Below are 26,118 nucleotides of genomic sequence, written 5' to 3'. Positions count from 1 at the left end.
AACGCAGCTCGAACGGACGATGCTCGAATCGACCGCGTGCTTGAGGTGGACCATGAAAGTGGACCATGAAAGCGCCGCTGCCGCAGCCTCGAGCAAGGACGTGTCCGACGCCGTCGGTTCGGTCGAAACAGCGGCAGACGCCGACGCGAAACTCGACAAGCGCGCCCTTCGTACCGCACTGCTGGCGGTCCGCCAACAGGCCGGCGCGCATGACACGCATCTCGCGCACCGTCTGTACGCGCTGCTGGAGGCGCGCGCACCGCGCTGCGTGGCGTTCTACTGGCCGCTTGCCGGCGAATTCGATGCGCGCGAGACGATCGCTGCCTGGCTTGCCGCGTATTCGACCGCCAGCGCGGCTCTGCCCGTGGTCACGCGTGCCGACGCGCCGCTGGCCTTTCATCGCTGGCACCACGACAGTCCGATGACACTCGGGCGCTACCGCATCCCGGTTCCTGCCGATGCGGTGACGGTCACGCCCGATCTCTTGTTGATCCCATGTGTCGGCTTTGACGCGCGCCGCTTCCGGCTTGGTTACGGAGGCGGCTTCTACGACCGCACGCTTGCGGCGCTGAGTCCGCGTCCGCTGACCGTCGGCATTGCGTTCGACCGCACCGAGGTCGAAGCGCTGCCCGGCGAAGCGCATGACATCCCGCTCGACATCGTGCTGACGGAATCGCGCACGCTCCCGGACGATTGATGCATCGAGACGCCGTGCTCGGCACGGCGAGGCGGCCCGGCGGCGATCACGACGCTGACTGCAAGGATGACGGCTGACCATGACCGGGGCTGGTGGCGGGCGACGCGTGCGGTCGCCGCCCGGCCGCGCACGCGTCGAGCTCGGCGCCAGCGGCTTGCCAAACGGGGCGCGCCGCGCGCCGATGTCCGCCGCGGCGTCGTGCGACCAGCTACGGCACCGCGCGTGACCGCCGCACCGGCGGGCAGATCAGGCAGGGCTGACCTTGTAGCCGAAGCTTCGCAACATCGCCAGCACGCCGTGCGGCCCGCCCAGATGCAGGACGCCGACCGCAACGAAAATGGGATCGCGCGGGCTTGCGCGCTGCAGCGCGCGCACGACGAAGCGGCGGTTGCGCCGATACACGGTCTGATCTTCGATGCGGGCGGCCAGCGTCCGGTCGCGCGTCAGCTTGGCGGTTTTCGCCGCCTGCCACGCCGCGAGCGCGTCGGCGTCGCCCGCGCGCCACAGCGCGTGCAGCCGGCGCAGATCGGCGGCGTTCTCCGTCGGTTTCTGCGCCAGGTTCTGCGCCAGCATCTCGCGTTGCGACGGCAGGTCGAGCGTCGCGAATGCGTCCACCTGCTCACGCAACGTTTCCAGACCAACGACGCGCCCTTTCAGATAGGCATTCTCGATCTGCGCCTCGGCGCCGAACTCGGTCTGCAGTCCGCTGGACATCGAATCGTAGGTTTCCAGCATCAGCGCCGCGAACCAGGGCCGCATGCGCCGCACCGCTTGTTGCGCGGCGCGGTTGCCCTGCAGCCGGCTCATCACGCGTGCGTAGAGCGCGGGCGTCGCCAGGCGCGACAGGCACGCATCGGGGCAGAAGCCGGCCTTGCGCACGACAGCCTCCGAACTGATCAGGTCGTCGGGCGACAGCTCGAAGGCGACCAGCGCCGAGCGGTTGAGCGCGGCCTGGATCGCCGGCCGGAACGGATGCTCGACCGGGAAGTCGCGTGCCTCGCCCGCATGCAGGGTACCCAGCACATAGATCGTCGTCTGGCCCTTGCGTGCCACGTAGAACGGCAAGCGGGGCGCCGGCGCCATCCGTTGACCGCGCGGCAGCGCCGCCGGCGGCACGCGATAGCCGAACCACTGTGCCGACGGGAGCGTTTGCGTACGACCGCCGTTTCCCGGCTGCACCGCCACCGGTCGGCGCGGCGAGACGGCGCGGTGCGGCGGTTGCGCGTCCGCGGCCGGCACGCCACCTGTCCATCCGACCAGGGCGGCCAGCAGCAGCGCACGCGCGCGCCGGCCACCAGCGAGCATCGACGGGCCGCTCATCGGCTTCTCAATGCCGACAATGGGCACCGGAGCCGAATGGGCTGCACGAGCGAAAGCCGGGGCAGAGCGGACGGACGGAGGACGGACAACGGCTTGGTCGAGCGAGGGTTGGCGGAAACCGCCCTGCTGTCGGCCGAGAGCCCAGGCTGCGACCGCAAGGTGGCCGAGCGGGCCGGCGGCCGGACGCGGCGCAGCGGCGTTGCGGCCTGGACGTGGACCGCGCAGGCCAGATTAACAGGATCGGGCGTTGCGCGCATACAACACAACGATGCGCTTGGTGACATGTCCGCCGTTGCGTCGCCTCTGCGCCGTTCAGCCCAGCCGAACGGTTTCCTCCGCACGATGGCAGGCCACCGTGCGGCCGTCGACTTCGCGCAATGGCGGCACTTCGCTCACGCAGCGTGGCACCGCCCAGGCGCAGCGACGGTGAAACGGACAGCCGGGCGGCGGCTCCAACGGCGACGGCGGCTCGCCCGGCAATGGCGCGTGCGTCGCCTCCGCATCCCGGCGACTGCGCGACAGCGATGGCGTCGCGGCCATCAGCACCTGCGTGTAGGGATGCCGCGGCCGAGCGAACAGCGTCGCCGTGTCGCCGCTTTCGACCACGCGCCCGAGATACATCACCATCACGCGATCGGCCAGATACGAGACGACGTCGAGGTTGTGCGTGATGAACACATAACTGGTGCCGAAACGCTGCTGCAGGTCACGGAACAGGTTCAGGACCTGAGCCTGTATCGACACATCGAGTGCCGATACCGGTTCGTCGGCGACGATCAACGCGGGTTCGAGGATCATCGCGCGCGCAATGGCGACGCGCTGGCGTTGTCCTCCCGAAAACATGTGCGGATAGCGTTGCGCGTGTTCCGGACGCAAGCCGACCTGTTCGAGCATCGCGGCCACTCGTGCGCGCCGTGCGGCGCCGTCGAGCGTGGTATTGATCGCCAGCGGCTCGGCCAGTATCTGCTCGACCGTCTTGCGCGGGTTCAACGACGCGAGCGGATTCTGAAACACCATCTGCACGCGACGGCGCAGCGCGGCGCGCGCATGCCGGTCGAGCGACGCATCGAGCCGCTGCCCCTCGATGAACAACTCGCCGGCGCTCGGCGTTTCGATCAGCGTCAGTTGCCGTGCGAGCGTGGACTTGCCGCAGCCGGACTCGCCGACCACACCGAGCGTCGAGCCGGCCGCGACCGACAGCGACACATCGTTGAGCGCCTGGACCACGCCGCGCGAGAACAGCCCGCGACGCACCGGGTAGGCTTTCGACAGATGATGCGCGACCAGCACGTCCCTGCGCGGCGCACCCGCTTCGCCCGATGCGTCCGGGCCCGTGCGTGCAGCGCTCGGAATGGTGCCGCCAACGGCAGTGGTGCCACTCATCGAAAGTCCCCCGGCAGCTCGTCGGCGGCCGCGCCCGGCCGCGCAGCGACGACGGACGCCGCGTGCAGATCGTGATCATTGGCGTCCGCGACGTCGAGATTGAGCGGCTTGATGCAGCGGACCAACGCACCCTGGGCACGCTCCGCCAGCATGGTCAGCGCGCGCGAGGACGGCGCCTCGCCGTACGTCCGATCGCGCGCCTGAGCCACCGTGACGACAGCGCACGCCGCCTGCCCGACGCGGTCGTCCGGCGCACCGCGTCCAGCTGTCGGGGCCGGCGTCGATGCGGTCGCCAGTCCGGCTGGCGAGTCGCTCGGCAGCCTGCGCTGGACGGGCGGCGCGAGCAGCGCCGGTCGGGCGGCGCGGCAGGCGGCTACCGCATGTGCACAGCGCGGCTCGAACAGGCAGCCGGGCGGGCGGTCGTCGCGGCCCGGCACGACGCCCGGCAGCGCCGCGAGCCGCGCATTGCCGTGGCTGCGCGCCGGGATGGCGGCGAGCAAGGCAGCGGTATAGGGATGATGCGGTGCGTCGAACAGCGTCGGCACCGCGTTGTGCTCGACAACCTCGCCCGCATACATGACGGCGACCCGGTCGGCCGTTTCGGCGACCACCGCCAGATCGTGCGAGATCAGGATCAACGCCATGCCGCGTTCGCGCTGCAGGCGGCGCAGCAGCGCAAGAATCTGCGCCTGGATCGTCACGTCGAGCGCGGTGGTCGGCTCGTCGGCAATCAGCAGGCGCGGCTCGCACGCGATCGCCATCGCGATCATCACGCGCTGGTTCATGCCGCCGGACAACTGATGCGGAAACGCATGCTGCCGCCGCGCGGCGTCCGGTATCTCGACCTGCTCCAGCAATTCGACGACACGGCGCCGGCGCGCCGCGCCGCGCAGGCCCAGATGCGTGCCGAGCACTTCGCCGATCTGCGCGCCCACTGTGTAGCTCGGATTCAAGCTGGACTGCGCATCCTGGAACACCATCGCGATATCGCGGCCGACGATCCGCCGCCGCTCGCGAGCCGGCAGCGCGAGCAGATTCCTGCCGTCGAAGTCGATCCGCGTTGCGGTGACACGTCCCGGTGCATCGACCAGCCCCATCGTTGCCAGCATGGCGACGCTTTTCCCCGAACCGGACTCGCCGACGATGCCAAGCGTTTCGCCGGCGGCAACGTGCAGCCGCACGTCGTGGCAGGCCGGGAAACCGTCGAAGTCGACCGACAGGCCGTCGATGTCGAGCAGGGCACTCATGCATCCACCCGCTTCAGCCGCGGGTCGAGCGCATCGCGCAAGCCGTCGCCGAGGAGATTGATGGCAAGCACCGTGATCAGGATCGCCAGGCCCGGCATCGTCACGATCCACCACGCGCTTTCGATATAGTCGCGCGCCGAGGCCAGCATGGCGCCCCACTCCGCACGCGGCGGCTGCACGCCCAGGCCGAGGAAGCCGAGCGCCGCCGCATCGAGAATCGCGGTCGAAAAACCCAGCGTCGCCTGGACGATCAATGGCGCCGCGCAATTCGGCAGCACCTGCGAGAACATCAAGCGCGCCGTGCCGGCGCCGGCCACGCGCGACGCCACCACATAGTCCTTCTGCAGTTCGCCGGTCGCCGCCGCGCGCGCCAGGCGCGTATAGCCGGGCAAGCCGACGATGCCGATGGCCAGCATCGTGTTGAGCAGGCCCGGGCCGAGCACGGCAACGACGGCGACGGCCAGCAGCAAGGACGGTAGCGCAAGCAGCACATCCATCAGGCGGCTGACCGGCGCATCCAGCCAGCGGGGGAAGAACGCGGCGAGCAGGCCCAGCAGGATGCCGGGCACCATCGACAGCGCGACCGACACGAGGCCGATCAGCAGGCTCAGGCGCGCGCCATGGATCAGGCGCGAAAGGATGTCGCGTCCCGCTTCATCGGTGCCGAGCACGAAGCGCAGGCTGCCACCCGACTGCCACGCAGGCGGCACGCGCACCGCGTCGCGGAACTGCGCGACCGGGTCATGCGGTGCGAGCAGCGGCGCCGCCAACGCAGCGGCCACCAGCAGCAGCACGACAACGGCGGCGCATAGTGCGCCGCGATTGGCGCGGAATTGTCGCCAGAAGCCTTGCCACGCCAATCGGCGTGACGACGGCGTGGCACGGGCCGGCAGCGAGACGGGGCCGCTCATGTCGACCTCGGATGACGAATGCGCGGGTCGAGCACGCCATACAGCAGGTCGACCAGCAGCGTGACTACGATGACCAGCGAGGCGATCAGCAGGATGCCGCCCTGCACCACCGGGTAGTCGCGCCGGCCGATCGCGTCGATCAGCCACTTGCCGATACCCGGCCAGGAGAACAGCGTCTCGGTAAGCACCGCGCCGGCCAACAGCGTGCCGACCTGCAGGCCGATCACCGTGACCACCGGAATCAACGCGTTGCGCAACGCATGCACCACGACGACGCGGATCGGCGACAGCCCTTTCGCACGCGCGGTCCGGATGTAGTCCTCGCGCAGCACTTCGAGCATCGCGGAGCGCGTCATGCGCGCGATCACGGCAAGCGGAATCGTGCCCAGCACGACAGCGGGCAACACCAGATGCGACAGCGCCGAGCGCCATGCGCCTTCGTCGGGCGAGAAGATGGCATCGATCAGCATGAAGCCAGTGCGCGCCGGCACGTCGTACTCCAACGCAATACGGCCCGACACGGGAGTGATGCCGAGCCTGACCGAGAACACCATGATCAGGATCAGCCCCCACCAGAAGATCGGCATCGAGTAGCCGGTCAACGCCACACCCATCACGCCGTGGTCGAGCGTCTTGCCACGCCGCAGCGCCGCCGCGACGCCGGCCGGCACCCCGACCACGACCGCGAACAGCAATGCACACACGGATAGCTCGACGGTGGCCGGGAAACGCGCGAAGAACTCGCCGGCGACGCTGGTATTGGTGATCAGCGAGGCGCCCAGGTTGCCGTGCAGGACCTGGCCGACATAGTGCGCATATTGCGCGGGCAGCGGCCGATCGAGTCCGAGTTGGCGAAGCGCCGCCGCGTGCTGCGCGGGGTCGAGCGCGCGCTCGCCCATCATCAGCTCGACCGGGTCACCCGGGATCAGATGGATCAGCGCAAAGGCGAGAAGCGTCACGCCGATGAAGGTCGGCACGATCATCGCGATCCGGCGCAGCGCGAATCGAAACATCGATGTTCCTGTCGTGGGGAAGAGCCCGCCGATGTGGTCTCGGCAGTCCGAAAGGCAAGCATAACGTCCCCGGCGCGAACGCGCGCGCCGTCACTTCGGCGGCCGACGCGTTCGGCGCTGTGTTCGGCGCTGTGTTCGGCGCTGCGTTCGGCGCTGCGTTCGACACTGCGATCGATCGCGCGATCGGCGGCTCCATGCACGAGGAGGTCGGCGCAGGCGACGATGCGTTTGTGGCGCCGTGGCTCGGGCGCGCGGCATATGATCCTGCCGGCCGCCTCGCGCCGCGCCAGCCCGGCAGCCGGGGGCGTCAGGCTTCGTCAGTCGGCGGGCAAGTGGCGGGCGGGTGGCGCCGGGGCTGCGCTCAGCCAGCAATCACGCCGCGCCCAGTCCGAGCCGCCGGCACACGGCCTCGGTGGCCGCCGCGCCGTTGAGCGTGTAGAAGTGCAGGCCCGGCACACCCTCGGCGAGCAAGCGCTCGCACATTGCGCTGACCACGTCGAGACCGAACGCGCGGATCGATTCCCGGTCGTCGCCGAACGATTCCAGACGCCGGCCGATCCAGCGCGGCACTTCCGCGCCGCACATCGCGGAAAAACGGCTCAGCTGCGCGTAGTTGGTGATCGGCATGATGCCGGGCACGATCGGCGCAGCGATGCCGCGCCGGCTGGCATCGTCGCGCAGCCTGAAATATGCATCGGCGTTGAAGAAGTATTGCGTGATCGCCGAATCCGCACCGGCCTCGAACTTGCGCACGAGGTTATCGAGATCGTCGCGCGGAGAGCGCGCCTGCGGATGATATTCGGGATAGGCCGCGACCTCGATATGGAACCAGTCGCCGGTCTCGCGGCGAATGAAGCGCACCAGATCCGAGGCATAGGGGAACTCGCCGATCTCGACCATGCCGGACGGCAGATCGCCGCGCAGCGCGACGATGCGCCGGATGCCGTTTTCACGGAACTGGCCGAGGATCGCGGCAATGCTCGCGGCCGACGCACCGATGCACGAGAGATGCGGCGCCGCCTCGACGCCGGAGCGTGCGATTTCGATCACGGTGTCGAGCGTGCCCTGTTGCGTCGAACCGCCGGCGCCGAAGGTCACGGACACGAAGCGCGGCTTGAGCGGCATCAGACGCGCGCGCGTTGCACGCAGCTTCTCGATGCCGTCCGCGGATTTGGGGGGAAAGAATTCGAACGACAGTTCCATCGCTTCTCGACGCGATCAAGGAAGAATGACGACAGGCGCGGCGCGTGACCGCCCTGTCATGGCACGGCGCAGTGTGTCGCCTAGACGAACGGCGTGCCGCGGCCGCCCAGCACCAGTGCCGACAACACCCAGGAAATGATGCTGTACAGAATTGCGCCGAAGAATGCCGCCCAGAAGCCCCTCACCTCGAACCCTTTCAGCAACCAGGCCGCGAACTGGAACAACAACGCGTTGATCACGAGGATGAACAAGCCGAGCGTCAGTATCGTCACCGGCAGCGTCAGGAGCACGAGCACCGGACGCAGCAGAGTATTGATCAGGCCCAGTACGACCGCGATCAGCAGGGCGGTGCCGAAGCCGCGGATGCGGATCGACGGGATCAGGTAAGGGATGATCAACAGCGCAAGGGCATTGATCAGCCAGGTCAGAAGGATCGACATCTCGTTGCTCCGGGTGAACCGTCCGCCGCCTGGCGTGAAGTGACGCGGCCCTCTCGGCGCCGCGTCCGCCGGCGTGGTTTAGTAGCGATAGTGCGCCGGCTTGAACGGGCCGGCCTTGTCCACGCCGATGTAGCTGGCCTGCGTATCGGTCAGTTCGGTCAGTTCGGCACCGATGCGGCCGAGGTGCAGGCGCGCCACCTTTTCGTCGAGGTGCTTCGGCAGCACGTAGACCTGCCGTCCATATTGCTCGCCGCGCGTGTACAGCTCGATCTGCGCGAGCGTCTGGTTCGCGAACGAATTGGACATGACGAACGACGGGTGGCCTGTCGCGCAGCCCAGATTCACCAGACGCCCTTCCGCCAGCAGGATGATCCGCTTGCCGTCCGGGAAGATGATGTGATCGACCTGCGGCTTGATGTTTTCCCAGCGGTATTGCCGGGTCGATGCGACGTCGATCTCGGAGTCGAAGTGACCGATGTTGCAGACGATTGCCTGGTTGCGCATCGCCTTCATGTGGTCGTGCGTGATCACATGGTAGTTGCCGGTGGCTGTCACGAAGATGTCGGCCTTGTCCGCGGCATATGCCATCGTGACTACGCGATAGCCTTCCATCGCAGCCTGCAGGGCGCAGATCGGATCGACTTCGGTCACCCAGACGGTCGCGCCGAGACCGCGCAGCGACTGCGCGCAACCCTTGCCCACGTCGCCGTAGCCGGCCACCACCGCGACCTTGCCGGCAATCATCACGTCCGTCGCGCGCTTGATGCCGTCGACCAGCGATTCGCGGCAACCGTAGAGGTTGTCGAATTTCGACTTGGTCACCGAATCGTTGACGTTGAAGGCCGGGAACGGCAGGCGCCCTTCCTTTTCCATCTGGTACAGGCGATGCACGCCGGTGGTGGTTTCCTCGGTCACGCCGCGAATCTGCTGCAGGCGCGTCGAGTACCAGCTGCCGTCGCGTTCGAGCTGGGCGGCGATCGACTTGAACAGCGCGACTTCCTCTTCGTTGCTCGGCTTGGCGATCACGCTGCGGTCCTGCTCGGCCTTGGCGCCCAACACCAGCAGCATCGTGGCATCGCCGCCGTCGTCGAGGATCATGTTCGCATGCTCGTCATTGGGCCAGGCGAAGATGCGATGGCAGTAGTCCCAATATTCATCGAGCGACTCGCCCTTCACCGCGAAGACCGGCGTGCCGTTGGCCGCGATCGCCGCGGCGGCATGGTCCTGCGTCGAGAAGATGTTGCACGAAGCCCAGCGCACCTGCGCGCCCAGCGCTTCGAGCGTCTGGATCAGCACCGCGGTCTGGATCGTCATGTGCAGCGAGCCGGCGATGCGTGCACCCTTCAGCGGCGCTTGCTCGCGGTATTCGTCGCGAATCGCGATCAGACCGGGCATTTCGGTCTCGGCGATCGCGATTTCCTTGTTGCCCCATGCGGCCAGGCCGAGGTCGGCAACGATATGGTCTTGTTTCGACGTGGCGTCGAGTACGGCAGCGTTCATCACGCCTCCTTTTCAAGTCGCAGAAAATGAAAGACGTGAGCGCCGTTGGGTCGCGCCGCGCGTTGCGCGGCGGGAGAAACGCGTTCCGAGCCTGGCGGGCAAACCCGTCGCAACGCTCCTCGAAACAGACGGAGATTGTAGCAGAGCCGTTACGCTCAGTTGAGCAGCCGACTCAGCAGCGGGGCGATCAGAACCATCGTCACGCCGGCGATCATCATGGTCATGCTGGCGACGACGCCTTCCTCGTTGCCCAGCTCTCGTGCCCGCGCCGTGCCGACCCCATGCGCGCCCGCGCCGAACAACGCGCCACGCGCCAGCCGGCTGCGCAGCGGCAGGAGCAGCAGGACGAGTTCGCCCAGGATCAGGCCGATCAAGCCGGTGATGATGACCAGCACGGCGGTCAGGTCGCGCGGCGTGCCGACCTGGTCCGAAACCAGCAAAGCGAACGGCGTCGAGATCGAACGGATCGCCAATGCGCGTTGCAGGTCCGGCGAGAGATCGAGCAGGCGCGCGAGTCCGTAAGAGCCGGCCACCGCGCTGACCACGCCGGCGCTCACGCCGATCGCCAGGGCCAGCCAGTGCCGGCGGATGACGTCGCGGCGTTCGTAGATCGGCACCGCGAACGCTATCGTCGCCGGACCGAGCAGCCAGCCCAGCCAACCCGTGTCTTCCAGATACACACGGTATGGGATGCCGGTCACGAGCAGGAAAGCGCCGAGCACGGCCGGGACAATGACGAGCGGCTGCAACAGCCGCCATCCGAACTGGCGATACAGCCGCTTCGACAGAAAGTAGAGCCCCAGCGTCAGTGCCAGGCATAGCCAGGCGGCGGCCGGCTCGCTCAGCAGCCGGATGCTCATCGCCGACGGGCCGCCCGACGCTGCGCCGCCTGCCGCACGAGCTTCCGCTCCAGGCGCACGCCGAGGTCCACCGCGCAGGCAGTGACGCACATGACCAGCAACGTGCCGGCGACGACCACCGCGGCGAGCCGCAGGCCATCGTCACGCAACAGGTGGCCGTACTGGACGACGGCGACGGCCGCGGGCACAAAGAAGAGCAGCAGTTCGGCAAGCAGCCAGTCGGCCCCAGCCTTGAACCAGCGTGGCGCGACCCGGCCGGTGAACAGCAGCGTCAGCAGGATCGCAAGGCCCAGGACGCTGCCCGGAATCGGCAAGGCCAGGTGCCGCGACGCTGCATCCGCCGCCAGCCACAGTACCGCGAGCAGCCCGCACTGTGCGCCGGTCAGCGCCAGGCGCTGCAAGGCTACTCCGGCTCGTGCCGGCATCGCGGCGGGGATGGCGGTGGCCGCAGCAGTCGTGGTCGCGGCAGTGCTCGCAGCGAAGGAACCGATCAAGCGCAGAGGGTTCATGGCAGGGGTCAGGCGCACGGTGATGAATCGAGGGTTTTCCCTGATACTACGCACAGGTCGACTGGCATGCCAATGAATTAAAATAATTCAAATCATTCCATTCTGGAATAATCAATGGATCTGCGAGCGCTCCGCTATTTCATCGAGCTCGTGCACAGCCAAAGCTTCACGCTGGCCGCCGAGCGCCTGCATGTCACGCAGCCGACCGTCAGCAAGATGATCCGCGCGCTGGAAAGCGAAGTGGGCTCGCCGGTGCTGCGCCGCGAAGGGCGTGCGTTGCGCCTGACCGATACAGGCGAAGTGGTGCTGCGCCATGGGCGCCAGGTGCTCGCTGCCTACGGTGAGTTGACGCAGGCGCTGGCAGATCTCGACACCGCGGTCGGCGGAGAGTTGAAGATCGGCATTCCGCCGATGAGCGGCGTGCTGTTCACGTCGGTGATCGCGGCATTCCGGCGCAACTATCCGGCCGTCGAATTGAAGCTGTTCGAACAGGGTGCGAAGGGCATCGAGGCAGCCTTGCTGGCCGGCGAACTCGAACTCGGCGCCCTGCTGCAACCCGCCGACCGCACCATCTTCGACCTGTTGCCGGTGGCGCGTCATCCGCTCTGGCTGGTGGCCCCGGCGACCTCGCGCTGGCAGGGGCGCGAGAAGGTGGAGTTGGCCGAACTCGCTGCGGAGCCCTTCGTCCTCTATGGCGAGAGCCTGGCGCTGAACGGCATTGTTCAGAACGCATGCCGCAAAGCCGGTTTCGAGCCGGCGGTGGCGGGCCGCAGCGGACACTGGGATTTCATCGCCGCGCTGGTCGAAGCCGGCGTCGGCATTGCCCTGCTGCCCCGTCTCTACTGCGAGAAACTCGACGCGGCGCGCTTCACATTCGCGGCGATCACCCCTGAACTGCCATGGGACATTGCGCTGGCATGGCAGCGCGACCGCTATCTGTCCCGCGCGGCGCGGGCCTGGCTCGACCAGGCGCGCCACGCGTTGAGCGAGCCGGACACTGCGTCGACGATCGGTGGCGTCGGCCACGCCGCACCGGTGCGTTGAGCCGGTGCGTTGAGCCGGGGCGCACACATGTTCGATGGCAGTTGCTGCCGCCGTACGGGGCACAGCCCTGCCGCACCGCGATGGTCGGCGCGTCCAACCGGCACGACGATCAGCTCGCCGCCGGGTACCGGATACCGGGCGCAGGGCGATCCGCCGGACGTCGAACATCGGTGAGTGACGCGCGAGACATCGTTGCCCTGCCCGCCGACGCACACGACGGCCCTCAATCGCTCACGACCGCTCATGACCGCCGACCATGATGCGCGGGCGACGGACGCGAGGCACGGACGACGCGGCAATGCAAAAGCCGGCCGCCCCTTCGGGCGGCCGGCTTCGATGACGCGGAACGACACGCGCTCCGTGCGGTGCCCGCGGTCGCGGGCGTGTCGGGTCAGGCTGCGGCCTTGGTGCCGGCAGCGTCGGCCAGCGCCTGCGCGCGGTCGGTCGCTTCCCAGCTGAATTCCGGCTCTTCGCGACCGAAGTGGCCGTAGGCGGCAGTCTTCTCGTAGATCGGACGCAGCAGGTCGAGCATCTGGATGATGCCCTTCGGACGCAGATCGAAGTGCTTCAGTACCAGATCGGTGATCACCGCATCGGACACCTTGCCCGTGCCGAAGGTGTTCACCATCACCGAAGTCGGGCGCGCAACGCCGATCGCGTAGGACACCTGCACCAGGCAACGCGAGGCAAGACCGGCCGCGACGATGTTCTTCGCGACATAACGGCCGGCATAAGCAGCCGAACGGTCCACCTTCGACGGGTCCTTGCCGGAAAACGCGCCGCCGCCATGCGGCGCCGCGCCACCATAGGTGTCGACGATGATCTTGCGTCCGGTCAGGCCGCAGTCACCCTGCGGACCGCCGATCACGAAACGACCGGTCGGGTTCACCAGATACTTGATCTCGCCCTTGACGAGTTCCTTTGGCAGGACCGGCTTGATCACCTCTTCGATCACCGCCTCGCGCAGCGTTTCGAGCGACGTTTCAGGCGCGTGCTGCGTCGACAGCACGACCGTGTCGATCGAATGCGGACGACCGTCCACATAACGCACCGTGACCTGCGACTTCGCATCCGGACGCAGCCACGGCAGGCGGCCGTCGCGGCGCAGGTCGGCCTGACGTTCGACCAGACGGTGCGACAGGTGGATCGGCAGCGGCATCAGTTCGGGCGTTTCGTCGCACGCATAGCCGAACATCAGGCCCTGGTCGCCGGCGCCCTGGTCGAGATTGTCGTCATGTGCGCGGTTGACGCCCTGCGCAATGTCCGGCGACTGCTTGTCGTAAGCGACCAGCACCGCGCAGCCGCGATAGTCGATACCGAAATCGGTATTGTCGTAGCCGATGCGGCGGATCGTGTCGCGAGCGATCTGGATGTAATCGACGTTCGCGGTCGTCGTGATCTCGCCCGCGAGCACGACCAGGCCGGTGTTGCAGAGAGTTTCGGCGGCGACGCGCGAATACTTGTCCTGCTGAAGAATCGCGTCGAGGATCGCGTCGGAGATCTGATCCGCCACCTTGTCCGGATGGCCTTCGGAAACCGACTCGGATGTGAAGAGATAATCGCTAGACACTACAAGGCTCCTTGTGCGCGGCTGATACAACTTTCACGTAGCCGGCTCCGACCTTGAAGCGGCGACGCTTTAGCGGATTTTCGTCCAACCGGAGTCGGCGCTCGCCCCGCAAGTTGTCTGTTAACTCGGCGAAGCCCTATTATAGCGACTTCTTCCGTTTCCGCCGGATACCCTTGACGGCTCCGCGGACGTTTCCCGCCAGCATGCTCAAACGTTTCGGGATCGCCACGGCGATCGCACTCCTGCGCTTTCTCGCAGTCCTGCCCTATGGTGTCACGGCCCGCTTCGGCGACGCGCTCGGCGCGCTCCTGTATCGCGTGCCGAGCCGTCGGCGACGCGTGGTCGAGACCAACCTTGCGCTGTGCTTCCCGCAGTGGAGCGAGGCCGAGCGCGCCCGCGTCGCCGGCCTGCACTTCCGCCACGCGATCCGCAGCTACGTCGAGCGCAGCGTGCAATGGTTCGGTTCGGCGCGCAAGCTCGAGAAGCTGATCCAGCTCGAATCGGCGATCGACCTGCGCGATCCGGATCTGCCGCCGACCATCTTCCTCGGCTTTCATTTCGTCGGGATCGAGGCCGGTTCGATCTTCCTGAATTACAGCCTGCATCGACGTTGCGGTTCCTTGTACACGCCGATGTCGAACAAGAAGGTCGACGACATCGCCCGCGCCGCGCGCGGACGCTTCGATGCCGAAATGGTGCCGCGCGGCGACAGCGCCCGTGCGGTGCTGCGCATGCTGCGCGAGCGCAAGCCGGTGATGCTCGGCGCCGACATGGATTACGGTCCGCGCAATTCGACCTTCGTGCCCTTCTTCGGCATCGACGCCTGCACGCTGACGGCGGTTTCGCGCCTTGCGAAGGCTGGACGTGCGCAGGTCGTGCCGTTCATCGGCGAGGTGCTGCCCAACTACCGCGGGTACAAGCTGAAGGTATTCGAACCTTGGCGCGACTATCCGACCGATGACGAGATCGCCGATGCGCGCCGCATGAACGCGTTCCTCGAAACGCAGATCCCGGCCATGCCCGAGCAGTACTATTGGGTCCACAAGCGCTTCAAGACCCGCCCGCCCGGCGAGCCGTCGCTGTATTGAGACGGCCGCCGGCCGCGCCTTCCTTTCTCCTCGTCCTTCGATGCCGCTGACTATCCGTTTCACCAAGATGCAGGGCGCGGGCAACGACTTCGTCGTGCTCGACGGCACCCGCGAGCCGTTCGCGCTGAGTCCGGCACAGATCCGCCGTCTGTGCGACCGCCACTTCGGCGTCGGCGCCGATCAGTTGCTGCTGGTCGAGCGCAGCACGCGGGACGAGGCGGATTTCCGTTACCGGATCTTCAATGCGGACGGCGGCGAAGTCGAACACTGCGGGAACGGTGCGCGCTGCTTCGTGAAATTTGTCCGCGATGCCGGCCTGACCGACAAGACGACGATCGTCGTCGAGGTGATGCAAGGCCTGATTACGTTGACGATGCGCGCCGACGGCCAGGTGAGCGTCGACATGGGCGCGCCGGTCTTCGCGCCGCCGCAGGTGCCGTTCGACCAGACGGGGCTGACGCCGCGCCGCGATAACGACGACGACGTATGGCCGCTCGCGCTCGACAGCGGCACCGTGGAGGTTTCGGTGCTGTCGATGGGCAATCCGCACGCGGTGCAGATCGTCGCATCGGCCGAACAGGCTCCGGTCGCGCAGACCGGGCCCGAGATCGAACGCCACCGGCGCTTCCCGGCGCGCGTGAACGCCGGTTTTCTCGAAATCGTCGACCGGCACACCGCGCGGCTGCGCGTCTTCGAACGGGGCGCGGGCGAGACCCTCGCCTGCGGTACCGGCGCCTGCGCAGCCGCGGTCGCCGGCATTCGGCGCGGCGTGCTCGATTCGCCGGTTGCCGTCCACACGCACGGCGGCGTGTTGACCATTGCCTGGGACGGACGCGCCGATCCGCAGGCCAGCGTACTCATGACCGGGCCCGCGGTGACGGTCTTCGCAGGCGAAATCGACATTGTCTGAGCGCCGCGGCGGCCCACCGCGGCCGCCGCACCGTCAATGCCAGGCCCTTGCGTTGAAGGCGGCCGGCCGCACCGGCGGGTCGAACGTGAACGAGGCGACGAGCGCCGCGGCCGGTGTACGCCAACGGCCCGCGCGTCTGACCGGATAGGTCAACCTGAGGAACGCCAACTGGTTGCCCGAGGCGATGATCTTTTCGGTCATCTGCTGAGCGCCGATGCGGCACGACAGCGTCGCGAGCGTCTTGCTCGACGGGCCCAATCGCACGGCGGACGTGCATTGCTTGCGCAGCGGCACTGCCAGTTCCGCGGGCGTCGCGCCAACGGCGTTGCTCATGCCCCACACCTGCAGGCGCGCCGCGTCGCCGCTGCCCTCGAACGTGCGCCGGCCGCCGTCCTCGGACTCGGGTCCGGCACGCAGCAGCTTGGGCGGGTAGACGAGGTGGAAGCCGAAACGCTCGTTGTGGTAGGTTTCGCCGACATCGGCGGCGAGGCACGGTGTACCGACGAGCAGTGCGACGAGCAGCGAGGCTCGTATCGTCAGGTTCGAAAGCACGGACACAGCCTTGGGTCGAAACGCAGGCCGCCAATATACTCCGCCGTGCGTCTGGCGGGAACCGGCGTGGCAGGCACGCGTCGCTGCATGGTCCGGGCGCGCCGCCCTGCACAGCCGGTCTACAATGGCGACCGAACGCCCCGCTCAGCCGCTTGAGCCGTGGCGCGCGCTTTGGTCGCAGCCTGTACCGCGCCCCGACCGCTTTGCGCTATCGCCGTATCGCCGTCCACCGTATCGCTTTACCGCCGCCCGCCTACCCGTCCGCCTCTGCCCACCATGCCTGCCAAGCCGCCGCCGATGACCGAAAGCGACATTGCCGAATTCCTGCTGGCCAATCCCGCGTTTTTCGACGAACACGCCGACCTGTTGTCGCGTATCCGACTGAGCAGCCCGCACGGCGACCGCGCGGTGTCCCTGCCGGAGCGTCAGATGGAGAAGATGCGCGAAAAGACGCGCGTGCTCGAACACCAGCTCTCCGAACTGGTTCGCTACGGTCACGAAAACGACAAGCTGTCGCAGAAATTCGTGCGCTGGACCACGCGCCTGCTTGGCGAGCGCGACCCTGCCGGGCTGCCCGAGGCGGTGACGACGGGGCTGCGCGATGCTTTCGATGTGCCGGATGCGGTGGTCCGGTTGTGGGCGGTCGACGACGCTTTTCGCGACCTGCCCTGCGCGGCCTCGGTCAGCGACGCAGTGCGCCTGTTCGCCAGCGGCCTGAGCGTGCCCTACTGCGGCGGCGAAGGCGGCGTGGGCGGCACCGAGGGCTTCGCCGACTGGTTCGAACCGGCGCCGGCGTCGCTGGCCGTTGTCGCCTTGCGCGACCCGGTCCGGCCGGACGACGCGCCGTTCGGTTTGCTGGCGCTGGCCTCGCCCGATGCCGCACGCTTTCGCGCCGGCATGGGCACCGACCTGCTGGAGCAGATCGGCGCGGTGGCGGCCGCCGCGCTGAGCCGGCTGCGCAGCCCGGCATGAACGCGCCCGACGACGCCGCGCTTGGTCAGGCCGATCTCGCGGCGCTCGCCGCGCATCGCGATTCGGCATCGCTGCATGCCTACCTGGCGACGCTGGAGAACGAGCGGCAGTACTCGCCGCATACCTTGCGCGCCTACCATCACGCGCTGGCGGAACTCGTCCGCGTCGCCGAGTCGCGCCCGCTCGAATCGCTGACTCATGTGGACATCCGCAACGCGGTCGCCCGCGCGCATGGCGGCGGCCTCGGCGCGCGCTCGATCGCGCACCGCCTGTCGGTGTGGCGCGGCTTCTTCCGCTGGCTGGCGTTGAATTCGCCGACGCTGGCCGCCAACCCGGTCGATGGCGTGCGCGCGCCGAAACGGCGCAAGGCGCTGCCGAAGGCGCTTTCGACGGACGATGCGCGCACGTTGATGGAAGCCGGCGCCGACGACGTGTCGCCGGAAGCGCTGCGCGACCGGGCGATGCTCGAACTGTTCTATTCGTCGGGCCTGCGTCTGGCGGAATTGATCGGGCTCGACACGCATTATCGGGAGAACGGCGCCTACCGCTCGGCCGGATGGCTCGACCTCGACAGCGCGGAGGTGGTGGTAACCGGCAAGGGCGGCAAGCGCCGCGCCGTGCCGGTCGGCAGCAAGGCGTTGAGCGCATTGCGCGCGTGGCTGGCGGTGCGGGACACCATGCTGCGTGACGACCCGAATCCGCTCTTCGTGTCGACCCGCGGCGCGCGACTCGCGCCGGCGTCGGTACGTCAGCGCGTGAAACGGCTCGCACAGGCGGCTGGCATCCCCGCCAACGTGCATCCGCACGTACTGCGGCACTCGTTCGCCAGCCACGTGCTGCAATCGAGCGGCGATCTGCGCGCGGTGCAGGACATGCTCGGCCACGCCAGCATCGCCGCGACGCAGGTCTACACGTCGCTGGACTTCCAATACCTGAGCAAGATCTACGACAACGCGCACCCGCGCGCGCGCAAACGCGACGGCGAAAGCTGAGCGCATCGCCCGCGCATCGTCTGCCGCCGAGCGCGCGCCCCGGCACTTTTTGTGCTTCAATGATGCGTTTCGACCCGAGCGGTCATGCCCTGCGTCGGGGTGACTGCTCGCCGCCGGCCGCGTCTCTGGACCCGCCGGCGTTTGGGGCTTTCCACCGCGCTTCGGTGCGCGACGGGAACGATCCGGCACGGCGTCAACCAGCGAACTGCAATGAACACGATACCCGTCACCATCCTCACCGGCTTCCTGGGCAGCGGCAAGACCACGCTGCTCAAGCGCATCCTCGGCGAATCGCACGGTATGAAGATCGCCGTCATCGAGAACGAGTTCGGCGAGGAGAACATCGACAACGAGATCCTGATCCAGGATTCGAACGAACAAATCGTGCAGATGAGCAACGGCTGCATCTGCTGCACGATCCGCGGGGATCTGGTCAACGCGCTGGAGGACCTCGGCGCACGACGCAGCCGCGGCGAGTTCGACTTCGACCGGGTGGTGATCGAAACCACCGGCCTGGCGAATCCGGGACCGGTGGCGCAGACCTTCTTCATGGATGAAGGCGTGTCGTCGAAATTCCTGCTGGACGCGGTGATCACGCTCGTCGACGCAAAGCACGGCAATCACCAGCTCGACGAACATGAGGTCGTGCAGCGCCAGGTGGCCTTCGCGGACCGCCTGTTCCTGACCAAGACCGATCTGGTCGACGCCGACGAACTCGCCGCCCTGAAGGCGCGGCTGGTGCAGATGAATCCGCGCGCGCCGCAAGTGAACGTCGACTTCGGCAACGCCGACATCAAGCAGATCTTCGATCTGCGCGGCTTCAACCTGAACACCAAGCTCGAAATCGATCCGGACTTCCTGAAGGCCGACGAGCACGATCATGACCACAGTCACGATCATGACCACGAGCACGGCCATGATCACGCGCATTGCGATCACGACCACGGCCACTGCGATCACGGGCATGAGCACGGGCATCACCATCACCATGCCCATCACGACGACAAGATCAAGTCGTTCGTGTTCCGCAGCGACCGTCCGTTCGACGCGCGCAAGCTGGAGGACTTCCTCGGCGGCGTGCTGCAGATCTACGGCGAGCAGTTGCTGCGCTACAAGGGCGTGATCTATATGAAGGGCGTCGACCGCAAGGTCGTGTTTCAGGGCGTGCACCAGATGATGGGCAGCGATCTGGCATCGCGCTGGTTGCCGGCCGAGAAGAAGAACAGCAAGATGGTGTTCATCGGTGTCGATCTGCCGCGCGACCTGATCTTGGACGGCCTCGAACGCTGCCTGGTCTGAGCCCGCAACGCCCGGCCGCGCGCGCGCTGGACCCGGATTCCGTTTCAGTTACAATGGCCTCCCGCCGCAGAACGACAGACAACCGCCGCGGTCGACGGCAGATGAAATCCCGTATTCGGGAGCGGCGGGAGGGCAAGAATGGTCCGGTCGGTATGAGCGATCGGGCGGCGCGGCGCGTGTCGACGCGCCGCGGCATCAGACAATGCGACGGAGTGCGATGCGAGTCGCGCTTCGTGGGCGTTCGGTCTTACCGGCCGCTGGCCGCACCGGGCATTCCGGTCCATTCGCCAGCACGGCTTTTAATGATGGATGACTTAGCCAAATGACGACAAAACTCCTGACCGAAGCCGAAATCCTGAAGATGGGCGAGAAGGATTACATGAACGCCGACCAGCTCGCCTTCTTCAAGAATCGACTGGAACAACTGCAGGCGGAGATCGTTCGCAACGCCGGGCAGACGACCGAGAACCTGCGCGAGACGGTGATCGTTCCGGACCCGGCGGATCGCGCGACGATCGAAGAGGAACACGCGCTCGAACTGCGCACGCGCGACCGCGAGCGCAAGCTGCTGAAGAAGGTGCAGCAGTCGCTGGCGCGCATCGAGTCCGGCGAATACGGTTGGTGCGAGGAAACCGGCGAGCCGATCGGCGTGCCCCGTCTGCTCGCGCGTCCGACCGCGACGCTGTCGCTGGAAGCGCAACAGCGTCGCGAGCTGCGTCAGAAGCTGTTCGGCGACTGATCGCCGCGCCTGACCGACGTGCCGCCATCATCTGACGCGGCACGCCGGACAGCCTGCCAGGGGCGCTTCGGCGCCCCTTTGCTTTTTGGCGTGCGCCGCGGCCTCAAGCAGCGCCACCCGCTGGCGGCCGGCTTGCGGCTGGCTGGCGGCAGACTTATTCCGGCCCTGCGGGCGCGGGCCACGCGCAAGGCGCCGCCCTCGCATGCCGAACCGCGCAGCCCTACCTTCGCCTTCCCGCCTTTGCACCTGCGCGTTGCGCGCCTGTCCCGTCCAGCCCGAGCCGCCGCCCGCCGCCCGCTTGCCCGCTTGCCTGCGCAGCGCTGCCGTCGCGCTCGCCTGTCGCCTCGCGCATGCCGAGCCCGCGCACTCTTGAGTTCGCGCGGACCTGCCCCATATACGGCCGACATGCTGTCCGAAACCGTCCCGGCGCGACAGCCCAGTCGCCACCCGGGCGCGCCGCGCCTGCTAGGCGCGACGTGCACAGTGCGCCTAGCAGGCGCGCGCCGGGACTCAAACACGCAGGGAGCCACATGGAGCAATATCACGGCACGACGATCGTGTCCGTCCGGCGCGGCAAGCAGGTCACCGTCGGCGGCGACGGGCAAGTCACGCTCGGCAACATCGTCATGAAGGGCAGCGCCCGCAAGGTACGACGCATCCATCACAACAAGGTCGTGGTCGGGTTCGCCGGGGCGACGGCCGACGCGTTCGCGCTGCTCGACCGCTTCGAGGCCAAGCTCGACAAGCATTCGGGCCACCTGTCGCGGGCCGCCGTCGAACTCGCGAAGGACTGGCGCACCGACCGCATGCTGCGGCGGCTGGAGGCGATGATGATCGCCGCCGACGCCGAGTCGACCCTGGTGATCACCGGCAACGGCGACGTGCTCGAACCCGAGGAAGGCGTCTGCGCGATCGGATCCGGCGGCGCCTACGCGCAAGCGGCCGCACTGGCGCTGGTGCGTGATACCGAACTGTCCGCGCGCGCGATCGTCGAGAAGTCGCTGGCGATCGCCGGCGACATGTGCATCTACACGAACCGCAATCTGGTCATCGAGACGATCGGGGACGAGGAGAAGCAATGAGCCATATGACGCCGCCGGAAATCGTTTCGGAACTCGACAAGCACATCATTGGCCAGCCGAAGGCGAAGCGCGCGGTGGCCGTGGCGCTGCGCAATCGCTGGCGCCGCCAGCAGGTCGACGCCGGCCTGCGCAGCGAGATCACGCCGAAGAACATCCTGATGATCGGGCCGACGGGCGTCGGCAAGACCGAAATCGCCCGGCGTCTCGCGCGCCTGGCGGACGCGCCGTTCATCAAGATCGAAGCCACCAAGTTCACCGAAGTGGGTTACGTAGGCCGCGACGTCGACAGCATCATCCGCGACCTCGCCGAAATCGCGATCAAGCAGACGCGGGAATCGGAAATGCGCAAGGTGCGCACGAAAGCCGAGGACCTGGCCGAGGACCGCGTGCTCGACGTGCTGCTGCCCGGTTCGCGCCAGGATGGCCGGGGCGACGAGAATTCGACCCGGCAGACCTTCCGCAAGCGCTTGCGCGAAGGCTCGCTGGACGACAAGGAAGTGGAGCTCGACGTCGACGCGCAGTCTCCGTCGATGGACATCATGGGTCCGCCGGGAATGGAAGAAATGACCGAGCAGATCCGCGGCATGTTCGCGAATCTCGGCGCCGGCAAGAAGGTCCGGCGCAAGGTGGCGGTGAAGGAAGCACTGCGCCTGCTGACCGACGAAGAGGCCGGCAAGCTTCTCAATGAAGACGAGGTCAAGTCGCTCGCGGTGCAGAACGTCGAGCAGAACGGCATCGTGTTCCTGGACGAGATCGACAAGATCGCGGCGCGCAGCGAAGGCGGCTCGGGCGGCGAGGTATCGCGTCAGGGGGTGCAGCGCGACCTGCTGCCGTTGGTCGAGGGCACCACGGTGAACACCAAGTACGGGATGATCAAGACCGATCACATCCTGTTCATCGCCAGCGGCGCGTTCCACCTCGCCAAGCCGAGCGATCTGATTCCCGAACTGCAAGGGCGCCTGCCGATCCGCGTCGAACTCGACTCACTGTCGGTCGAGGACTTCGAGGCCATCCTGGTCAGCACCGATGCCAGCCTGACCAAGCAGTACCAAGCCCTGCTGGCAACCGAAGGCGTGCAGCTCGAATTCACGCCGGAAGGCATCCGCCGGCTCGCGCAGATCGCCTATTCGGTCAACGAGAAGACCGAGAATATCGGGGCGCGGCGCCTTTATACGGTGCTTGAAAAGCTGCTCGAGGAAGTCTCGTTCAGCGCGGGCACCCACGGTGCCGAGTCGGTGACGATCGATGGTGAATACGTCGATCGGGCGTTGGGCGACGTCGCGCAGGACGAAGATCTGTCGCGTTACGTGCTCTGACGCAACGATGGCGGCGCGCTTGCCGCGTCGCCAACCCGGCTCGCCCCCTGCCCCCTGCCCCCGCCCGCCGCCGCGACGCAGTGTCGGGGCGGCGCCCGAGCGTCACGGCGGCGCTCGGTGATACGGCGCCGCCCGGTGCGCCGCGGACGACGCATCGTCCAGCGAAGGGCCGGTCCGGCGCTGTCGCTTACTGCTTGACCGGGCGCTTCGCGAGCTTGCGCTGCAGCGTGCGCCGGTGCATGTTCAGCGCGCGCGCGGTGGCCGAAATATTGCCCTCGTGCTCGGCCAGCACGCGCTGGATGTGCTCCCATTCCAGCCGCGCCACCGACAGCGGTGTCGGCTTTTCCAGCGCCGACTCGGCAAACTCCGCGCTCGCTCCCTGCTGCAGCGCCGCCAGGATCGTCTCCACGTTCGCAGGTTTGGCCAGATAGTTGTCGGCGCCGTCCTTCACTGCCTGCACGGCGGTCGCAATGCTGCCATAACCGGTCAGCACCAGGATGCGCGCCTCGGGTTGCGCCGCGCGCAGCGGCGCGATCAGCGACAACCCGGAATCGCCGCCGAGATGCAGGTCGACCGAGATCAGATCGAAGTCATGCTCGTCGGCCAGCCGGCGGGCGTCGACCGCGTTGTGGGCCTGCATCGCGTCATAGCCGCGCCGTTTCAGCGAACGTTCCAGCACGCCGGCAAAGACCTCGTCGTCATCGACGATCAAAAATTTTTCTTCAGTCATCTTTACGCTCGTTGTCCATTCGTGCGGTGGGTGGCGGCAGGCAGCGCGACGCCACTCACCGCACATTCCTCAGGCATCCTTCACGCATCCGCCACGCTCTCCGCAAGCCGCCATCAGGCATCAGGCATCAGGCATCAGGCATCAGGCCTCGGCTCTCAAGCGCCATCCGTGCGCGGCAGGCCGCGGCCGCTGGCAGCGTCACCGCATCGCCATCCGCGACGCGCCGGGTCGCCGGTCCGTGCTGCCCTGCATGCCCTCTAGTGCCCCTGTGAGCCGCCCCGTACGTCACCGTCTGTGTCGCTGTGCCGCATGCCCGGATCGCATCCGCATGCAAAAACCGACGGTCATCCGCGCGCATCATGGGTCGCCGGCCGCACGCCACCGCGCAACGGCAGCGACAGTACCGCACACGCGCCCTGCCCGCGCCGGTCGTGCAATTCGATCGTGCCGCCCAGCCTGCCGGCGGTCACGAACGCCAGGTACAGGCCCACTCCGGCGCCACCCTGCGTGCTGCGCACCGGCGTGCGTCCCAGCTGCGCGCGCAGTTCGGCCGGCCAGCCAGGCCCGCGATCGCAGACAGTGAACCGGATTGTAGCGCCGTGCGCCGCCACGCTCAGCGAAACCGCGTGGGCGCTCGCCCGCCCGGCGTTGTCGAGCACGATCGTCAGGATCTGCCCGACCGCGGCCACGTCGTCGATCTGCACATCGGCGATGTCGCTGCCGCTGTCCGTACTCAATACCACCTGCGGCTGGCGCAGGCGCCACTGCTCGACAAAGCCCGGCAGCCACTCGCCCAGCGCGCGTCGCATCTGGCCGGTCGCCTGATTCTGCAGGCGCATCAGCGCGGCCTTGCACACGCCGATCTGCTGCTCGAGCAAGGCCAGGTCCTCGGCATAGGCGCCGAGTTGCGGGTCGTCCTCGGCCGCCTCGCGCAGCTCCTCGGTGAGCAGCGCGATCGTCGACAGCGGCGAGCCGATTTCGTGCGCCGCCGTCGCCGCCTGCGCGCCGAGCGCCACCACGCGCTCGTCGCGCATCATGCGCTGCTGCGCGTCAGCGAGCGATGCATCGCGGCGTCTGAGCGTCGCCGACATGCGGCCGACGAACCAGGTGATCAGCCCCGCGCTCAGCACGAAGTTGATCCACATGCCGATGCGGTAGTAGTCGAACAGATTGCCCGGCGTGTCGATTTCCAGCGGCACCGACACGAAGGACAACAGCACGTAGCACGAGATCGCCAGCAAGGCGAGCACGGCAGCCAGGCGCGCCGGCAACACGGCGGCGCCGATCGCCAGCGCGGGCAGGTAAAGCGAGATGAATGGATTGATCGTGCCGCCGGACAGAAACAGCAGCACGGTCAGCGCGCTGACGTCGACGACCAGCTGCCCGAACAGCTCGATATCGGTTTCGCGCCGGAAGCGGCCCAGCCGCCAGCGCGTCAGGGCATTGAACAGGATCTCGAGCGCGACCACCACGCTCATCGCCATCATCGGCAGCTGCGCGCCGAAGAACAGCTGCGTGACCCCGATGGTCGTCAGCTGGCCGGCGATCGCCAGGCAGCGCAGCCAGAACAGATGCCGCAGGTTCAGCCGGCCATTGTCGAGAAAGCTTTCCATTTGCGCAGCAGTCTAACCCGGCCGGCAGCCGACGTCGCGGCGCAACGGTGCCGCACCCGCGCCGCACGCGGGCACGCTCCGCCCGCCCGGCCCCGCGTGCGTCCTGTACAATGCCGCTCTCAAATTCCCCCGTTTTTGCCAGCCGCCATGTCCGACCTCCCAGACCTGTCGCAGCTCACCCCGGTACTCAAGGCCGAGATCCTTGCCGAGGCCCTGCCGTACATCCGCCAGTACCACGGCAAGACGGTGGTGATCAAATACGGCGGCAACGCGATGACCGAGGAACGCCTCAAGCAAGGCTTCGCGCGCGATGTGGTGCTGCTCAAGCTGGTCGGCATCAATCCGGTGATCGTTCACGGCGGCGGCCCGCAGATCGACCATGCGCTGAAGAAGATCGGCAAGCAGGGCACGTTCGTGCAGGGCATGCGCGTGACCGACGAGGAAACGATGGAAGTGGTCGAGTGGGTGCTCGGCGGCGAGGTCCAGCAGGACATCGTGATGCTGATCAACCACTTCGGGGGTCACGCCGTCGGCCTGACCGGCAAGGACGGCGGCCTGATCCACGCGCGCAAGATGATGATGCCGGACCGCGAGCGACCGGGGGAGTTCCTCGACATCGGTCAGGTCGGCGAGGTCGAGGCGATCAATCCGGCAGTGGTGCGGGCGCTGCAGGACGATGCGTTCATCCCCGTCATCTCGCCGATCGGCTTCGACGAGGCGGGACTGTCGTACAACATCAACGCCGACCTGGTCGCCGGCAAGCTGGCGGTGGTCCTCAACGCCGAGAAGCTGGTGATGATGACCAACATCCCCGGCGTGATGGACAAGGCCGGCACGCTGCTGACCGACCTCAGCGCCCGCGAGATCGACGCGCTGTTCGCGGACGGCACGATTTCGGGCGGCATGCTGCCGAAGATCTCGTCGGCGCTGGACGCCGCGAAGAGCGGCGTCAACTCGGTGCACATCGTCGATGGCCGCATCGAGCACTCGGTGCTGCTGGAAATCCTGACCGAACAGCCGTTCGGCACCATGATCCGCTCGCACTGAGTGACCGGGACGCGCCGCGTGCGGGCCGCTAGGCCGGTCAGAAGCGACCGCCCTGCACGCGCCGTCGGCGCGCTTGCCGGC

General features: G+C 67.5%; 24 protein-coding genes, 1 pseudogene and 1 riboswitch. Of the genes and pseudogenes, 11 read left to right on the top strand and 14 right to left on the bottom strand.

Features of this window, described 5'->3' with window-relative positions; all coding sequences use genetic code 11:
• The first annotated feature begins 52 nt into the window (after window positions 1-52).
• Entirely contained in the window at window positions 53-697 is a 645-nt protein-coding gene (locus BLU54_RS17330; RefSeq protein WP_091911190.1) for a 5-formyltetrahydrofolate cyclo-ligase, read from the top strand.
• Between the two features lie 246 nt (window positions 698-943).
• Here the strand turns inward: BLU54_RS17330 and BLU54_RS17325 are convergent, their stop codons facing one another.
• The 10 genes and pseudogenes from BLU54_RS17325 to BLU54_RS17275 all read right to left on the bottom strand — a co-directional run bounded on the left by BLU54_RS17325 (window position 944) and on the right by BLU54_RS17275 (window position 10,999).
• Window positions 944-2,017: a TraB/GumN family protein gene (locus BLU54_RS17325; RefSeq protein WP_139169742.1), complete on the bottom strand. Its 1,074-nt coding sequence runs from the start codon at window positions 2,015-2,017 to the stop codon at window positions 944-946.
• A 312-nt stretch (window positions 2,018-2,329) separates the two neighbouring features.
• Window positions 2,330-3,400 (bottom strand): dipeptide ABC transporter ATP-binding protein, encoded by a 1,071-nt coding sequence (locus BLU54_RS17320; protein ID WP_091911187.1) that lies wholly within the window; start codon window positions 3,398-3,400, stop codon window positions 2,330-2,332.
• 278 nt (window positions 3,401-3,678) lie between these two features.
• Window positions 3,679-4,647 (bottom strand): annotated as a pseudogene (locus tag BLU54_RS17315) (ABC transporter ATP-binding protein); the annotation flags it as partial.
• Complete coding sequence (locus tag BLU54_RS17310) at window positions 4,644-5,558, bottom strand: ABC transporter permease subunit (RefSeq protein WP_091911183.1); 915 nt, start codon at window positions 5,556-5,558, stop codon at window positions 4,644-4,646. The gene BLU54_RS17310 and the pseudogene BLU54_RS17315, both read right to left, overlap by 4 nt.
• Window positions 5,555-6,571 carry an ABC transporter permease subunit gene (locus tag BLU54_RS17305; protein ID WP_091911181.1) on the bottom strand — a complete coding sequence of 339 codons (1,017 nt, stop codon included), beginning with the start codon at window positions 6,569-6,571 and terminating at the stop codon, window positions 5,555-5,557. The genes BLU54_RS17310 and BLU54_RS17305 overlap by 4 nt, the downstream gene beginning before the upstream one ends.
• A 372-nt stretch (window positions 6,572-6,943) precedes the next feature.
• Window positions 6,944-7,774, bottom strand: a complete 831-nt coding sequence (gene metF, locus BLU54_RS17295) for a methylenetetrahydrofolate reductase [NAD(P)H] (RefSeq protein ID WP_091911177.1) — start codon at window positions 7,772-7,774, stop codon at window positions 6,944-6,946.
• Window positions 7,775-7,854: 80 nt separating this feature from the next.
• Window positions 7,855-8,214 (bottom strand): phage holin family protein, encoded by a 360-nt coding sequence (locus tag BLU54_RS17290; protein WP_091911175.1) that lies wholly within the window; start codon window positions 8,212-8,214, stop codon window positions 7,855-7,857.
• A 78-nt stretch (window positions 8,215-8,292) separates the two neighbouring features.
• Complete coding sequence (ahcY, locus tag BLU54_RS17285) at window positions 8,293-9,714, bottom strand: adenosylhomocysteinase (RefSeq protein WP_091911173.1); 1,422 nt, start codon at window positions 9,712-9,714, stop codon at window positions 8,293-8,295.
• Between the two features lie 30 nt (window positions 9,715-9,744).
• Window positions 9,745-9,841: riboswitch (S-adenosyl-L-homocysteine riboswitch) on the bottom strand.
• 28 nt (window positions 9,842-9,869) lie between these two features.
• Window positions 9,870-10,574 (bottom strand): LrgB family protein, encoded by a 705-nt coding sequence (locus BLU54_RS17280; RefSeq protein WP_091911171.1) that lies wholly within the window; start codon window positions 10,572-10,574, stop codon window positions 9,870-9,872.
• The gene (locus BLU54_RS17275) at window positions 10,571-10,999 is read right to left on the bottom strand and encodes a CidA/LrgA family protein (RefSeq protein ID WP_091911418.1); all 429 of its coding nucleotides are present in this window, start codon (window positions 10,997-10,999) and stop codon (window positions 10,571-10,573) included. Before BLU54_RS17275 ends, BLU54_RS17280 begins: the two co-directional genes overlap by 4 nt.
• A gap of 198 nt (window positions 11,000-11,197) precedes the next feature.
• Between BLU54_RS17275 and BLU54_RS17270 the strand changes: the two genes are divergently transcribed.
• Window positions 11,198-12,127, top strand: coding sequence for a LysR family transcriptional regulator (locus BLU54_RS17270; protein ID WP_091911170.1), 930 nt, complete (start codon window positions 11,198-11,200; stop codon window positions 12,125-12,127).
• 391 nt (window positions 12,128-12,518) lie between these two features.
• On the opposite strand, the gene metK is transcribed toward BLU54_RS17270, so the two are convergent.
• Window positions 12,519-13,697, bottom strand: coding sequence for a methionine adenosyltransferase (gene metK, locus BLU54_RS17265; RefSeq protein ID WP_091911168.1), 1,179 nt, complete (start codon window positions 13,695-13,697; stop codon window positions 12,519-12,521).
• 203 nt (window positions 13,698-13,900) lie between these two features.
• Here metK and BLU54_RS17260 point away from each other — a divergent pair, with 203 nt between their 5' ends.
• Both BLU54_RS17260 and dapF read left to right on the top strand, forming a co-directional pair.
• Complete coding sequence (locus BLU54_RS17260; RefSeq protein ID WP_091911166.1) at window positions 13,901-14,785, top strand: lipid A biosynthesis lauroyl acyltransferase; 885 nt, start codon at window positions 13,901-13,903, stop codon at window positions 14,783-14,785.
• Between the two features lie 46 nt (window positions 14,786-14,831).
• The gene (gene dapF, locus BLU54_RS17255; RefSeq protein WP_170845209.1) at window positions 14,832-15,695 is read left to right on the top strand and encodes a diaminopimelate epimerase; all 864 of its coding nucleotides are present in this window, start codon (window positions 14,832-14,834) and stop codon (window positions 15,693-15,695) included.
• 33 nt (window positions 15,696-15,728) lie between these two features.
• Here the strand turns inward: dapF and BLU54_RS17250 are convergent, their stop codons facing one another.
• Window positions 15,729-16,247, bottom strand: coding sequence for a hypothetical protein (locus tag BLU54_RS17250; RefSeq protein ID WP_139169741.1), 519 nt, complete (start codon window positions 16,245-16,247; stop codon window positions 15,729-15,731).
• Between the two features lie 297 nt (window positions 16,248-16,544).
• Here BLU54_RS17250 and BLU54_RS17245 point away from each other — a divergent pair, with 297 nt between their 5' ends.
• The 6 genes from BLU54_RS17245 to hslU all read left to right on the top strand — a co-directional run bounded on the left by BLU54_RS17245 (window position 16,545) and on the right by hslU (window position 22,647).
• Window positions 16,545-17,219, top strand: coding sequence for a DUF484 family protein (locus BLU54_RS17245; protein ID WP_091911416.1), 675 nt, complete (start codon window positions 16,545-16,547; stop codon window positions 17,217-17,219).
• The gene (locus tag BLU54_RS17240; protein WP_091911156.1) at window positions 17,216-18,211 is read left to right on the top strand and encodes a tyrosine recombinase XerC; all 996 of its coding nucleotides are present in this window, start codon (window positions 17,216-17,218) and stop codon (window positions 18,209-18,211) included. Before BLU54_RS17245 ends, BLU54_RS17240 begins: the two co-directional genes overlap by 4 nt.
• Before the next feature lie 210 nt (window positions 18,212-18,421).
• Window positions 18,422-19,510, top strand: a complete 1,089-nt coding sequence (locus BLU54_RS17235; protein WP_091911154.1) for a CobW family GTP-binding protein — start codon at window positions 18,422-18,424, stop codon at window positions 19,508-19,510.
• Window positions 19,511-19,832: 322 nt separating this feature from the next.
• Window positions 19,833-20,249, top strand: coding sequence for an RNA polymerase-binding protein DksA (dksA, locus tag BLU54_RS17230; RefSeq protein ID WP_091911153.1), 417 nt, complete (start codon window positions 19,833-19,835; stop codon window positions 20,247-20,249).
• A gap of 530 nt (window positions 20,250-20,779) precedes the next feature.
• Window positions 20,780-21,331 carry an ATP-dependent protease subunit HslV gene (gene hslV, locus BLU54_RS17225; RefSeq protein ID WP_091911152.1) on the top strand — a complete coding sequence of 184 codons (552 nt, stop codon included), beginning with the start codon at window positions 20,780-20,782 and terminating at the stop codon, window positions 21,329-21,331.
• Window positions 21,328-22,647 (top strand): ATP-dependent protease ATPase subunit HslU, encoded by a 1,320-nt coding sequence (hslU, locus tag BLU54_RS17220; RefSeq protein WP_091911151.1) that lies wholly within the window; start codon window positions 21,328-21,330, stop codon window positions 22,645-22,647. The genes hslV and hslU overlap by 4 nt, the downstream gene beginning before the upstream one ends.
• Window positions 22,648-22,834: 187 nt before the next feature.
• Here hslU and BLU54_RS17215 read toward each other — a convergent pair whose 3' ends face one another.
• A complete protein-coding gene (locus tag BLU54_RS17215) occupies window positions 22,835-23,377 on the bottom strand; it encodes a response regulator transcription factor (RefSeq protein ID WP_091911148.1) in 543 nt (180 codons plus the stop codon).
• 344 nt (window positions 23,378-23,721) lie between these two features.
• On the bottom strand, window positions 23,722-24,990 hold the full coding sequence (locus BLU54_RS17210) for a sensor histidine kinase (RefSeq protein WP_091911145.1): 1,269 nt from the start codon (window positions 24,988-24,990) through the stop codon (window positions 23,722-23,724).
• A gap of 147 nt (window positions 24,991-25,137) precedes the next feature.
• Here BLU54_RS17210 and argB point away from each other — a divergent pair, with 147 nt between their 5' ends.
• The gene (argB, locus tag BLU54_RS17205) at window positions 25,138-26,037 is read left to right on the top strand and encodes an acetylglutamate kinase (protein ID WP_091911142.1); all 900 of its coding nucleotides are present in this window, start codon (window positions 25,138-25,140) and stop codon (window positions 26,035-26,037) included.
• Window positions 26,038-26,118: the final 81 nt, after the last annotated feature.

Origin of the sequence: Chitinasiproducens palmae (genome assembly GCF_900095735.1) — a bacterium.
GTDB classification, from domain to species: domain Bacteria; phylum Pseudomonadota; class Gammaproteobacteria; order Burkholderiales; family Burkholderiaceae; genus Chitinasiproducens; species Chitinasiproducens palmae.
Note: the sequence above shows the minus strand (reverse complement) of the source record. Positions and strands in the feature narration are given on the sequence as shown.